Raw genomic sequence first — 12,491 nt, forward strand, 5'->3', positions numbered from 1 at the left:
AATGCTTAAAGTAATTGAAAATTTTGAACAAAAAGAAATTATGCCCGGTTTTAAAGGCAAATTTGTACATACAAATAGTTTTACAATTGCATTTTGGGAAATAACAAAAGGTGCTATTTTACCTGAACATTCACATATTCACGAACAAACAACTCAAGTAATAGAAGGAAAACTTGAAATGACTATCAACAATGAAACGATGATTTTAGAACCCGGCATGATTGTTAGCATTCCTTCAAATGTAGTGCATAGTGGAAAAGCTCTAACCACATGTAAATTAACAGATACATTTTGTCCGGTTAGAGAAGACTACAACTAAAAGCATGTTAAACAAAGTTTTTAAATTTTTTCTGAACGCTGTTCCGCGTCCAATTTTAATTAAACTTAGTTATTGGGTTACTCCATTAGTTTCATTTTATTTAAAAGGAACTAAGTTTACCGATCCAATTGATGGTAAAAGTTTTAGGAAGTTTTTACCTTATGGATATGGGAGTCAGCGTACAAATGTATTAGCTCCAGGGACACTTTCATTAGAACGTCATAGATTGCTATGGTTGTATCTAAAGAATGAAACGGATTTTTTTACAGGTCCCAAAAAAGTATTGCATATGGCGCCGGAGCAATGTTTTTTGAAACTTTTTAAAAAGCAGAAAAATTTAGATTATATAACTGCTGATTTATATTCACCTATTGCAGATGTAAAGGCAGATATTTGTAATTTACCTTTTGAAGACAATTCGTTTGATATTGTTTTTTGTAATCACGTGTTGGAACATATTGAAGATGATAAAAAAGCAATGAGTGAATTGTACCGCGTTTTAAAAGTTGGAGGGATGGGAATATTTCAAATTCCACAGGATTTAACCCTTGAAACCACTTATGAAGATTTTTCAATAACATCTCCTGAAGAACGCGCAAAACATTTTGGGCAATATGACCACGTGCGTGTGTACGGTAAAGACTATTTTAACAGACTTAGAAATGTTGGATTTAAGGTGAATGAAGTAGATTATTCAAAAACCTTTTCAGAAAAACTAATTAAAAAATATTGTTTGGTTAAAGGCGAAATTTTACCAGTTTGTACTAAATAATTAGTTATTGAAATTTGCAGACTTATACGTTTGCATATCTCCATTTTCATCTGCATAAATTAAAAATGCTTTTAGCTCTGTATGATTTTCCAAAAACTCTTTTGATTTTTCAAAACCCATTGCCATAAGTGCAGTTGCATAACCATCAACATCGGCACAATCAGATTTTGAAATTACCGATGCACTTAATAAATTGCTTTCGTTAGCATAACCCGTTTTAGCATTTATGGTATGCACATATTTTTTACCATCAGCTGTTGTTCTGTATTTTCTATAATTGCCTGAAGTTGCTATAGATTCATTATGCAATTGAATGGTTGTTGCAAATGTACGAGAGCCATCAAAATTTGGGTTTTCAATAGCAATGGTCCAAGCATTTCCTTTTTGGTTTACTCCCCTTGCTCTAATTTCACCCCCAATTTCAACCATATAGTTTTCAATATTTGAAGCTTCAAAATTTCTTCCAACTAAATCTACCAAATACCCTTTTGCAATAGCATTAAAATCGAAATAAATTTCAGGATATTCTTTTTTAACCTTTTTATTTTCAATGCTTACCTTATTAAAACCTACATATTTTAATAAAGATTTTATTTTTACCGAATCTAAATCTTCAATTTTTGCTTCAGGACCAAAACCCCAAGCATTTACTAAAATTCCAACAGTTGGATCAAAATCCCCATCTGTTTCCTTATAAATTTTTTCAGACTTTTTAAAAACCTCTTCAAAAATAGCATCAACAACTATGGTTGTATCGCCTTTATTTATTTTTGAAATGTTTGAAGTTGGAATATAAGTTGAGGCGGAATTATTTACAGCTTTAATTATACTATCAATTTCTAAATTAAAACCATCATTTTCGGTATCAATATATTTAATAGAATATGTAGTTCCGATTGCGTTTCCTTGTAAAACCTTTAAATCTGAATTTTTATTTTCACATGAAAATAATAGAATAAAACTTATAATAAATAGATAATTCTTCATAATTATATATAACTTTTGTAAAAATTTTCCCTTTTGCAAAGATATAATATAAATAAGTCTTAAAATCATCATAAAATCTATAAATATTTGTAAATGTAATCTACTTTTTTTTAACTTTGATGCTCTAAATTAGTATATATTATGAAAAAAAGTTTTGTGTTGGTATTAATAGTATCAATTGTATTAAGTTCTTGTGTTTCCCAAAAAAAATACACCGAATTAGAAGATAATTTTAATTCGAAAAGTAAAGAATTGGTTGATGTAAAAGCCGATTTAATGAAATGTAGAATTGAAGGTGAAAGTAAAATTTCTTCATTAGAACAACAAGTTGATGGTTTAAAAAAGGATAAAGAAAAAACATTAGAGTATGTTGATAATTTAACTGTATTATCCAAATCTTCAATGGATAACATAAAAGAAACATTGGCTCAAATGGGTAAAAAGGATGAGTATATTCAACATATCCAAAAAGCAATGACACGTAAAGATTCTATAAACTTAGCTTTAGGTTTTCAGTTAAAAAGCGTGTTAAAAGATGGATTTAATGATGAAGACATTCAAGTAGATGTTGAAAAAACTGTAGTATACATTTCTATTGCTGATAAATTGTTATTCAAAAGTGGTAGCGCAACTATTTCTTCTGATGCAAAAAGAGTGTTAGGTAAAGTTGCTGAAGTGATTGGTGCTCAACAAGATTTAGAAGTAATGGTTGAAGGTTATACCGATAATAAACCAATTAGCACTGCAGGCATAAAAGACAACTGGGATTTAAGTGTTAAACGTGCAACTTCTGTTATTAGAGTGCTTCAAAATGATTTTAACATTAAGCCTGAGCGTTTAATTGCCGCTGGTAGAAGTGAGTATAAGCCTTTAGAAACTAATGATACTGTTGATGGTAGAGCAAGAAATAGAAGAACACGTATTGTTTTAATGCCTAAATTAGAGCAGTTTTTTGATTTGCTTGAAAATAAAATAGAAAATTAAAATAAGAGTGAATCTTTTTTACAAAAAAACACGCCCTTGGCGTGTTTTTTTTGCATCCATTTTTAAGTAAATAAATCTTATATTTGAATATAAACATTCCAATTATAGGAACTTTAAAAAAACTAAATGAAAGTTTTATTTATTGGCGGCACTGGAAATATTAGTACTGCTTCAAGCAAATTAGCTATAAAAAAAGGAATTGACCTTTATCATTTTAATAGAGGTGTTAACTCAGCTAAAATCTCAGGTGTTAAAACAATATTTGGAGATATTAAAAATCCAAAAGATTTAGAAGAACTAAAAAAACATACTTGGGATGTTGTTGTAAATTGGATTGCTTTTTTACCAGAAGATATTGAGAATGATATTCAATTATTCAAAGGAAAAACAAAACAATACATTTTTATTAGTTCAGCATCTTGCTACCAAACACCTTTAAGCTACCCAATAATTACAGAATCTACTCCTCTAAAAAACAACCTTTGGGAATACTCTAACAATAAAATTAAATGCGAAGAACTATTATTACAGGCTTATAGAAAAGTTGATTTTCCTATTACAATTGTTCGTCCATCTCATACCTATGACATTGTAATTCCAATAGCAATTGGAGGTTTTAATGAATATACTACAGTTGATAGAATTTTAAAAGGAAAAGAAATTATTATTCATGGTGATGGAACTTCTTTGTGGACCGTTACGCATGCCGACGATTTTGCAAAAGGTTTTGTTGGTTTGTTAGGTTTAACACAAGCTGTTGGGCATACATTTCATATTACTTCTGATGAAGTCTTAACATGGAATATGATTTATAAAATTTTAGCCGACAGTTTAGGTTGTGAAGCAAAAATTGTTCATATAGCTTCTAGTTTTATTGGTAAAATTGAACCTTCATTTAAAAGCGGATTATTAGGAGACAAAAGTGAAAGCGTTATTTTTGACAATACTAAAATTAAAACTTTTGTACCAGCGTTTAAAGCTACAATACCATTTTCTGAAGGCATAAAAAGAACTTTAAAATGGTTTGATGAAAATCCTGATAAAAAAATAATAAACCCTAAAACTAATGCCCAAATTGATAAAATTTTAGCAGCTTATAAAAAATTGTTTTATTGAATAAAAAATGTAACTTGTTAACTGCATTTTTTACAAAAACCCTAAATATGATATCTCTAAAATTTCTAAATAATAAATCGTTAAATAAAATTATTATTATTCTTGTATGTTTTTGTTTATTACAAAGTTGCAAAGTTTATCAAGATCCTATTTCATTAAATGAAGCAGCAAATAATACTTCAAAGGGTTATTATAAGGTTACCATGCATAATGGAGATGAATATATTTATGAAAGAATAGAACTTAATAACGATAATAATTACATTGGTTTTTTAATAAAGGATAAGCAGCCTACTGAAACAGTTTTAAAAACTGAAGAAATTAAATCAATTCAAAAGCAAAATAAAAAATCTTCAGGATTTTCAAATTTCTTAGGGATTGGTGTTGGAATTGGATCAATTGTTTTAGCAGTATTAATGTTTGGTAATTAATTTAATTCCCTCATCTTTAAACAATCTTTAGTTCTTCATTTAAATTTTATATTACAAACTTCATCAAACTTATTATAATAATTTATAATATTAAAATATGCATCAGGAAATTGAACGTAAATTTTTAGTAAAAGGTGATTTTAAAAAACATACCATAAAAAAGTATAAAATTGAGCAAGGCTTTTTATCCACTGTTCCCGAACGTACAGTACGCGTTAGAATTAAAGATGATAAAGGGTTTATAACTATAAAAGGAATTGGGAACAACTCCGGTACAACAAGATTTGAATGGGAAAAGGAAATTTCTTTTAAAGATGCTAAAAATTTATTAGAACTCTGTGAACCAACAGTTATTAAAAAAAGAAGGTATATTATACCTACAAATAACAATTTATTTTTTGAAGTTGATGAGTTTTTTGGTAAAAACAAAGGCTTATTACTTGCTGAAATTGAATTACCTAGTGAAGATTTTAAATTTGAAAAGCCTGGTTGGTTGGGAGCAGAAGTTACAGGTCAAAAAAAATACTATAATTCTTCAATCTCTAAAAACCCATTTTGTAATTGGTAAATAAATGCTATCTTCAAAATTTATTAAAATTCATTAAATGTTAGAGTTATCAGGAATTATAATATTAGGAATTATTGCACAATGGTTTGCCTGGAAATTTAAAATTCCTGCAATTTTACCATTAATTTTAATTGGTTTGTTTGTAGGACCTATTTCAACTTTAATTTCAGAGGACGGAACAAAATGGATTGAGCCTGTTTGGAATGGAACGGAAGGATTATTTCCGGGAGAACGCCTTTTTAATTTTGTTTCATTAGCAATAAGTATTATTCTTTTTGAAGGAGGATTAACATTAAAAAAAGAAGAAATTTTAAATGTAGGTCCAGCAATTGGTAAATTAATTACATTAGGATCTTTAGTTACATTTATTGGAGCAGGTGTTGCAGCACATTTTATTTTTGACTTAAGTTGGGCAATTTCATTTTTGTTTTCCGCTTTAATAATTGTTACAGGGCCAACTGTTATTGCACCGATTTTAAGAAACATTCCACTAAAAAAAGACGTTTCAGCAGTATTAAAATGGGAAGGAATTCTAATAGATCCAATAGGTGCATTGGTTGCCGTTTTAGTATTTGAATTTATTAGTGTTGGTGCTGGATACGAGTATACAAGAGAGGCGTTAATTGAGTTTGGTAAAATTGTAATTATTGGTCTTTCAATAGGTTTTACATCGGCATATGCACTTTATTATTCGTTGAAATTTAAAATAATTCCTCGTTATTTATTAAATGTAATCACACTAGCAAGTGTATTAACAGTATTCGTTTTGTCAGATTTATTCGCACATGAATCTGGATTACTGGCAGTTGTAGTTATGGGAATGGTAATTGGAAATATGAAGGTTGAAGGACTAAAAGAAATATTATACTTTAAAGAATCTTTAAGTATTTTATTAATATCAATATTATTTATTTTGCTTTCAGCCAATATTAATATTGAAGATTTATTGTTGCTTAATAGATGGGAAACAGCAGTACTTTTTTTAGTGGTTGTGTTTGTTTTAAGACCTTTATCAGTTTTTTTAAGTACGTTAGGTTCAGGGTTAAAATTTAACGAAAAACTGTTTATAAGCTGGGTAGGACCAAGAGGAATTGTTGCAGCTGGAATCGCCTCATTATTTGGTTTAAAATTGGTTATGCAGGGTGAGCCAGGTGCAAAATACATAACACCTTTAGTTTTTATGATTGTTCTTGGAACAGTTTTATTAAACGCAACAACAGCAAGGTTATTTGCCAAAATTGTTGGTGTATTTTTAAAATCTTCTGACGGAATTATAATTATAGGTGCTTCAAATTTTGCGCGATTAATAGCCAATTATTTGAAGAATAATGGAAGAAGAGTTGTGTTGATTGATAATAATGAAAGTCATATAGAAAAAGCAAAATCATTGGGGTTAGAAGCTATTCAAGGTGATGTTTATTCCGATGAACTCTTGGGCGATGTTGAGTTAAATGATATTGGTTATTTGTTGGCGTTAACCGGAGGCGCAGCTGTAAATGAATATGCTCTTGAAAAATTTGCACCAATATTTGGCGAAAATGGTGCATTTAGAATTATTTCTACCGATGAAATGCAAAAAGGCAATTTAGTTCCAAATAAAAAATTATTTACTCATAAAGATGATTTTCTAAATTTAAGTGAAGTTGTACGCGATTTTCCGTTGGTAAATGAAGTTAAGGTGAATTCTAATGCTCAATATATTGAATTATTGAAAGAAATTAATGATGAAAAACAAGCAATTCCAATGTTTTTGAAAGACAATGAAGGTGTTATTCATATCATTTCTTCATTAGATGAATCCATGGAAATTGAAAAAGGTAATACTCTAATTTATATCGGAAAAACAATTATTTAATTAACTAATAATTAATATTCTACAAACTATTTATTAACAACTACTTCAGTACTTGCGTGCATATAATTATTGATTTTTATATGCAAATTCCATCGTGTGGCTAAAACCAAAAAGAAAAGAGAGCTAGATATAGTTGTTATTTCAGATGTGCATTTGGGAACTTATGGCTGCCATGCTACTGAACTACTAAAATATCTTAAAAGTATTAATCCAAAAACAGTAATTCTTAATGGTGACATTATTGATATTTGGCAATTTAATAAACGTTACTGGCCAAATTCACATATGAAAGTTATTAAATATATTATTGGATGGATTTCTGAAGGAAAAGAAATGATTTATATTACAGGAAATCATGACGAAATGCTTCGAAAATTTGTAGATTTTAATTTAGGATCATTTTCAATAAAAAACAAAGTAGTTCTTGAATTTGACGGAAAAAAAGTCTGGTTTTTTCACGGAGATGTTTTTGATGTTACTATGCAACATTCAAAATGGCTGGCAAAACTTGGAGCAACTGGTTACGATTTACTAATTCTAATAAATCGAGGTGTAAATTATATTAGTAATTTGTTTGGAAAAGGTAAAATATCCTTGTCAAAAAAAATAAAAGACAGTGTAAAATCTGCGGTAAAATTTATTAATAATTTTGAGGAAACTGCTGCAAATATTGCGGTTAATAATAATTTTGATTATGTAGTTTGTGGTCATATTCATCAGCCGGTTATAAAAAATATTGAAACAAATACTGGTGTAGTAATGTATTTAAATTCAGGAGATTGGATTGAAAATTTAACCGCTTTAGAATATCATAAAAAACAATGGAACTTGTATAAGTATTCCGAAACTCACTACCAAAAAGAGAATGTAACAGAAAAGAATGAAGAATTTGATGTAGCTGATAAAACCGCCAAAGAAATCTTTGGGCAATTAGTAGCAGACTTTTATTTAAAACCAGAATGAAAATATTATACGCAATTCAAGGAACAGGAAATGGACATTTAAGCCGGGCAAAAGAAATTATCCCTGCACTATTAAAAAGAGCACAAGTTGATATTTTAGTAAGTGGTACTCAAGCAGAAATAGAATTACCTTATAAAGTTAAGTTTTTAAAAAAGGGATTGAGTTTCTATTTTGGAAAAAATGGAGGGATTGATTATTTTAAAACTATCAAGAAAAATAACATTTTCAGAGTAATTAAAGAAATCAAAAATTGTCCGGTAAAAAACTATGATTTAGTTATAAATGATTTTGAACCAATTTCAGCTTGGGCTTGTAAATTAAAAGGAGTAAAATGTATTTCTTTAAGTCATCAAGGTGCTTTATATACTGAAAATGTTCCTAAACCTACACATAATGATTTCATAGGTAAATTTATTATTAAAAACTACGCGAAGTGTACATTAAATTATGGTTTTCATTTTAAAAAATACAACGAGAAAGTTTATACACCTATAATTAGAACTGATATCCGTTTGTTAAAACGAACTGAAAAAAACCATTATACAGTTTATTTACCAGCATATTCAGATGAAAAAATTATTAGCGTTCTTTCAAAAATAAAAGATGTTAAATGGAAAGTATTTTCAAAACATACCAATGAGTATTATCAAAAAAAGAATGTTTATGTTAAACCAATAAACAGTGAAAAATTCGAAAAAAGTTTAGCTTCTTGTCAAGGAATTATTTGTGGAGCGGGTTTTGAAACGCCTGCTGAAGCCATTTACCTGAATAAAAAATTAATGGTGATTCCAATGAAAAACCAATACGAACAGCATTTTAATGCCAAAGCACTTGAAGAGATTGGAGTTCCGGTTTTAAAGGTACTTAAAAAGAAGAATATTCCTAAAATTATAAATTGGATTGAAAATGATAAAAAAGTTGAACTGGATTTCCCCAATGATACACAACAGATAATTGATCATATTTTATATGATTTTATTGTAGAAGAAGCGTTTTTATTTATCTAATTTTTATTTTATAAATATTTACAAACGCTATGTGATCCTATCAAATCTTTGTATTTTTAGCCTTCAAAAATTGAAAAAGGAATATGAATATAGGAAATAAGGAATTAAAAGAAATACGCTGGGGAATTATTGGATGTGGTGATGTAACTGAAATTAAAAGTGGCCCTCCTTATTACAAAATTACAGGATTCTCTTTAGAAGCTGTTATGAGGCGTGATGAAGAAAAAGCAAAAGATTTTGCAAAAAGGCATAACGTAAATAAATATTATACCAATGCAGATGATTTAATAAATGATGATGAGGTAGATGCGATTTATATTGCAACACCACCAGATACTCATAAATATTATGGGTTAAAAGTTGCAGCAGCTCAAAAACCTTGTTGCATAGAAAAACCACTTTCTCCTAATTATAAGGATAGTTTGGATATTTTAACCGCTTTTGAACAAACAAATACCCCTTTATTTGTTGCTTATTACAGACGTACACAACCTAGATTTAATCGAATAAAAAATTGGATTGATGAAGGTGCAATTGGAAATATTAGACATATTAACTGGCATTTAAGCAAAACTACCAGTGAACAAGATATTTCAAAAGAATATAATTGGAGAACCGATAAATTAGTTGCTCCAGGTGGTTATTTTGATGATTTGGCAAGTCATGGAATTGATTTATTTATTCATTATTTTGGAAATATTAAGGAAGCAAAAGGGATTAGTTTAAATCAGCAAGGATTGTACTCCGCAAAAGATGCAATTGCAGCTTGCTGGGTTCATGAAAATGGAATTACAGGTTCTGGAAGTTGGAATTTTGGATGTAATTTAAATGAAGATTTTGTGGAGGTTTATGGAAGTAAGGGAATTATTAAATTTTCAGTTTTTGATAATGTTCCAATAGTTTTAGAAAGTGCGTCAAAAAATGAAAATATGATGATTGAACATCCCGAAAATGTTCAGTATTTTCATGTGGAAGGTATGCGGGATTATTTTTCTGAAGGAAAAGAACATCCTTCAATGGGAAAATCGGCATTGCATACTAGTTGGGTTATGGATAAAATTTTAGGAGCTATTTAATTATTATTAATGGATTTATTCAATACTAATTCTATTCAAAATATAGTTCCTTTTGATGGTGAAGTGTTGGATTATGGCTTTTTGTTCAATAGTAAAGAATGTCAGTTTTACTTAACCCAATTTTTAAATGCTGATTTTTGGACTCATGATGAATTATTAATGTTTGGAAAACAAATTAAAACATCCAGAAAAGTAGCTTGGTTTGGAAATTTAGACTATAAATATTCGTATTCAAGCTCTGTTAAAAAAGCAATTCCTTGGACTCCGGAATTAATTTCCATAAAAAAATTAGTAGAATCAAAAACGGGTGAAGTTTTTAACTCTTGTCTTTTAAATTTATACCATAATGGCAATGAAGGAATGGGTTGGCATCAAGACAATGAAAAAGAATTAGGAAAAAACCCGGTGATAGCTTCATTAAGTTTTGGAGCGGCTCGAAAATTTTCATTTAAACATATTCAAACAAAACAAAAAGTTGATATTGTTTTAGAACCTGGAAGTTTATTACTAATGAAAGGTGAAACACAAGAAAATTGGTTACATAGTTTACCAAAAACTAGCAAAGTAAAGTTCCCAAGAGTTAATTTAACTTTTAGAAACATTTATACTTAATCAGCGTATTTCCAATAATGCGGATTGGTGTCTTCAGAAACTTGATTCCAGTAATCTTGTGTTACTTTATGTCCGTCGAAGGTTTTTAATTTACGCTCAAAAACCCAAATGGTTGGATTAAAAACCATATCGGTTACAGCAACTGTATATAATTGAGGTTCTTCTTCCGTTTTTCTTTTTTCTTCTTCTATAATTACCTCAAAACCATTGTGTTCTAAAAGTTTTTTTAAAAAATCCTTACGGTTTTCGTCAACCTTTTTTTCAACAAAAGTTACTCTTGTATCTCCAATACTTCCAAAGGTATGTTTTCCTGATAATACCATAATTTCTTAATTAAAAACACTACTTAATTCATAAATATAATCATACAGCGGACTGTATAAACCTAAAACTAAAATACCAATTACGGTAATTAATAACCCTAAACGCATATAAAGTTTATTTTTAAAAAACGGAATAGGATTGTCGTTTTTCCTTATAAACATTGCTCTAACTACTAATAAATAATAATATAATGATATGGTTACATTAACAACTGCTAAGAATACTAATAAGTAGTAACCTTTACTTGCTGCAGCTGTAAATAAGAAAAACTTACCAAAAAATCCAGCTACTGGAGGTATCCCTGCTAATGAAAATAAAGCTAGCATCATTACTAAACTTAGCTTTGGATTGGTTCTATATAAGCCATTATAATCATCCATGTTTTCTTTGCCCGTTTTTAAAGAAATTGCTTGTACAACTCCAAAGGCGGCTAAATTTGAGAAGATATAAATCATAACAAAATATACAATTGTTGCCGTTCCTAATTGTGTTCCGGTAATTAAACCTAACAAAATAAAACCTGCTTGTGCAATTGATGAAAATGCTAAAAAGCGTTTCATATTTTGTTGACGTAATGCAAATAAGTTACCAATAAACATAGTTGCTAAAGCAATAACATAAACTAAGTTTTCCCAAGTATCAATTAATGGTTTAAAAATAGTAAACATTAAAATCATTAAAATAAAAACTGCAGCTCCTTTAGAAATTACTGATAAATAAGAAGCTATGCTAATTGGAGCACCTTCATAAACATCTGCTGTCCAAAAATGAAACGGCACTAAAGATATTTTAAATGATAGACCCGCAAAGAATAAAATAAACCCTAAAATGGTTAAGTTGGTTGAAGTAATAACTTCAATAATATCATTAAAGAATATGGAACCAGATGTTGCATATAATAACGAAATACCAAATAGTGAAACTCCTGAAGCTAGTGCGGCTGATAAAATTAATTTAATTCCTGCTTCACTTGAAATTCTTTTTGTGGTTTCATATGCGGCTAAAGCTGCAACTGGTAAAGTTGATAGTTCTAAACCGATGTAAAACATTAAGAAATCACCGGCAGAAATCATAAAATACATTCCTAATAAAGATGAGAATAATAATATAAAAAATTCTGTTCCCCTGTTTTCTCCAACTATTTTTTCTTCAATCCAATCGGCAGATTGAAGCAGTAATATAAAAACCCCAATATTCAATACATTTTTAAAGAAATGAATTAAGTTGTTTGTTTGAAAAGAACCTCCAAAAATACTTGATTCATCAATTGCTAAAAAACCAACTACGGTATGAATACCAAATAAAAAAATAGCCAAATGTACCAAGCTACTTTTTTTGGTTTTACTTATAAAAATTTCACCAACCAATAACAACAATGTAATTGTTAGTAGTAAAATTTCGTGTCTCATTATGAGAAAACTATCTAAATTCATTTTTCAATATTTTATATTTATCTATAAAAATTTTAACTTCAACG

14 protein-coding genes are annotated in these 12,491 nt (G+C 28.9%); 11 read left to right on the forward strand and 3 right to left on the reverse strand.

The genetic code is table 11. The annotated features are described in order from the left end of the window. Position 1: 1 nt before the first annotated feature. On the forward strand, positions 2 to 319 hold the full coding sequence (locus BX611_RS12490) for a cupin domain-containing protein (RefSeq protein ID WP_115881755.1): 318 nt from the start codon (positions 2 to 4) through the stop codon (positions 317 to 319). A 4-nt stretch (positions 320 to 323) separates the two neighbouring features. Further along, positions 324 to 1,091 carry a class I SAM-dependent methyltransferase gene (locus BX611_RS12495; RefSeq protein ID WP_115881757.1) on the forward strand — a complete coding sequence of 256 codons (768 nt, stop codon included), beginning with the start codon at positions 324 to 326 and terminating at the stop codon, positions 1,089 to 1,091. Here BX611_RS12495 and BX611_RS12500 read toward each other — a convergent pair whose 3' ends face one another. Next, the gene (locus BX611_RS12500) at positions 1,092 to 2,078 is read right to left on the reverse strand and encodes an FAD:protein FMN transferase (RefSeq protein WP_240325001.1); all 987 of its coding nucleotides are present in this window, start codon (positions 2,076 to 2,078) and stop codon (positions 1,092 to 1,094) included. Positions 2,079 to 2,219: 141 nt separating this feature from the next. On the opposite strand from BX611_RS12500, the gene BX611_RS12505 reads away from it, so the two are divergent. The 9 genes from BX611_RS12505 (at position 2,220) to BX611_RS12545 (ending at position 10,690) form a co-directional block, all read left to right on the forward strand. Next, positions 2,220 to 3,062: an OmpA/MotB family protein gene (locus tag BX611_RS12505; protein WP_115881761.1), complete on the forward strand. Its 843-nt coding sequence runs from the start codon at positions 2,220 to 2,222 to the stop codon at positions 3,060 to 3,062. Positions 3,063 to 3,188: 126 nt separating this feature from the next. Beyond that, positions 3,189 to 4,178 (forward strand): SDR family oxidoreductase, encoded by a 990-nt coding sequence (locus tag BX611_RS12510; RefSeq protein ID WP_115881763.1) that lies wholly within the window; start codon positions 3,189 to 3,191, stop codon positions 4,176 to 4,178. 47 nt (positions 4,179 to 4,225) lie between these two features. Further along, a complete protein-coding gene (locus tag BX611_RS12515; RefSeq protein ID WP_115881765.1) occupies positions 4,226 to 4,609 on the forward strand; it encodes a hypothetical protein in 384 nt (127 codons plus the stop codon). A 97-nt stretch (positions 4,610 to 4,706) separates the two neighbouring features. Then, complete coding sequence (locus tag BX611_RS12520; RefSeq protein ID WP_115881767.1) at positions 4,707 to 5,177, forward strand: CYTH domain-containing protein; 471 nt, start codon at positions 4,707 to 4,709, stop codon at positions 5,175 to 5,177. A 37-nt stretch (positions 5,178 to 5,214) separates the two neighbouring features. Further along, the gene (locus BX611_RS12525) at positions 5,215 to 7,032 is read left to right on the forward strand and encodes a cation:proton antiporter (protein ID WP_115881769.1); all 1,818 of its coding nucleotides are present in this window, start codon (positions 5,215 to 5,217) and stop codon (positions 7,030 to 7,032) included. A 96-nt stretch (positions 7,033 to 7,128) separates the two neighbouring features. Further along, positions 7,129 to 7,995 carry a UDP-2,3-diacylglucosamine diphosphatase gene (locus BX611_RS12530; protein ID WP_115881771.1) on the forward strand — a complete coding sequence of 289 codons (867 nt, stop codon included), beginning with the start codon at positions 7,129 to 7,131 and terminating at the stop codon, positions 7,993 to 7,995. Then, positions 7,992 to 9,002: a glycosyltransferase family protein gene (locus BX611_RS12535; protein WP_115881773.1), complete on the forward strand. Its 1,011-nt coding sequence runs from the start codon at positions 7,992 to 7,994 to the stop codon at positions 9,000 to 9,002. The genes BX611_RS12530 and BX611_RS12535 overlap by 4 nt, the downstream gene beginning before the upstream one ends. An 83-nt stretch (positions 9,003 to 9,085) precedes the next feature. Then, a complete protein-coding gene (locus BX611_RS12540) occupies positions 9,086 to 10,078 on the forward strand; it encodes a Gfo/Idh/MocA family protein (RefSeq protein ID WP_115881775.1) in 993 nt (330 codons plus the stop codon). A gap of 9 nt (positions 10,079 to 10,087) precedes the next feature. Then, entirely contained in the window at positions 10,088 to 10,690 is a 603-nt protein-coding gene (locus BX611_RS12545) for an alpha-ketoglutarate-dependent dioxygenase AlkB family protein (RefSeq protein ID WP_115881777.1), read from the forward strand. Here BX611_RS12545 and BX611_RS12550 read toward each other — a convergent pair. Together BX611_RS12550 and BX611_RS12555 are read right to left on the reverse strand one after the other, a co-directional pair. After that, the gene (locus BX611_RS12550; RefSeq protein ID WP_115881779.1) at positions 10,687 to 11,013 is read right to left on the reverse strand and encodes a hypothetical protein; all 327 of its coding nucleotides are present in this window, start codon (positions 11,011 to 11,013) and stop codon (positions 10,687 to 10,689) included. The genes BX611_RS12545 and BX611_RS12550 overlap by 4 nt on opposite strands. Before the next feature lie 6 nt (positions 11,014 to 11,019). Continuing rightward, a complete protein-coding gene (locus tag BX611_RS12555) occupies positions 11,020 to 12,447 on the reverse strand; it encodes an NADH-quinone oxidoreductase subunit N (RefSeq protein WP_115881781.1) in 1,428 nt (475 codons plus the stop codon). Between the last annotated feature and the right edge of the window lie 44 nt (positions 12,448 to 12,491).

The organism is Lutibacter oceani (genome assembly GCF_003384935.1).
GTDB lineage: Bacteria > Bacteroidota > Bacteroidia > Flavobacteriales > Flavobacteriaceae > Lutibacter > Lutibacter oceani.

Excerpts from the sequence above, each read along its gene's own strand:
- BX611_RS12515 (WP_115881765.1), top strand. The coding sequence starts at position 4,226 with ATGATATCTCTAAAATTTCTAAATAATAAATCGTTAAATAAAATTATT.
- BX611_RS12555 (WP_115881781.1), bottom strand. The coding sequence starts at position 12,447 with ATGAATTTAGATAGTTTTCTCATAATGAGACACGAAATTTTACTACTA.
- BX611_RS12490 (WP_115881755.1), top strand. The coding sequence starts at position 2 with ATGCTTAAAGTAATTGAAAATTTTGAACAAAAAGAAATTATGCCCGGT.
- BX611_RS12500 (WP_240325001.1), bottom strand. The coding sequence starts at position 2,078 with ATGAAGAATTATCTATTTATTATAAGTTTTATTCTATTATTTTCATGT.
- BX611_RS12550 (WP_115881779.1), bottom strand. The coding sequence starts at position 11,013 with ATGGTATTATCAGGAAAACATACCTTTGGAAGTATTGGAGATACAAGA.
- BX611_RS12535 (WP_115881773.1), top strand. The coding sequence starts at position 7,992 with ATGAAAATATTATACGCAATTCAAGGAACAGGAAATGGACATTTAAGC.
- BX611_RS12525 (WP_115881769.1), top strand. The coding sequence starts at position 5,215 with ATGTTAGAGTTATCAGGAATTATAATATTAGGAATTATTGCACAATGG.
- BX611_RS12505 (WP_115881761.1), top strand. The coding sequence starts at position 2,220 with ATGAAAAAAAGTTTTGTGTTGGTATTAATAGTATCAATTGTATTAAGT.
- BX611_RS12520 (WP_115881767.1), top strand. The coding sequence starts at position 4,707 with ATGCATCAGGAAATTGAACGTAAATTTTTAGTAAAAGGTGATTTTAAA.
- BX611_RS12510 (WP_115881763.1), top strand. The coding sequence starts at position 3,189 with ATGAAAGTTTTATTTATTGGCGGCACTGGAAATATTAGTACTGCTTCA.
- BX611_RS12545 (WP_115881777.1), top strand. The coding sequence starts at position 10,088 with ATGGATTTATTCAATACTAATTCTATTCAAAATATAGTTCCTTTTGAT.
- BX611_RS12540 (WP_115881775.1), top strand. The coding sequence starts at position 9,086 with ATGAATATAGGAAATAAGGAATTAAAAGAAATACGCTGGGGAATTATT.
- BX611_RS12495 (WP_115881757.1), top strand. The coding sequence starts at position 324 with ATGTTAAACAAAGTTTTTAAATTTTTTCTGAACGCTGTTCCGCGTCCA.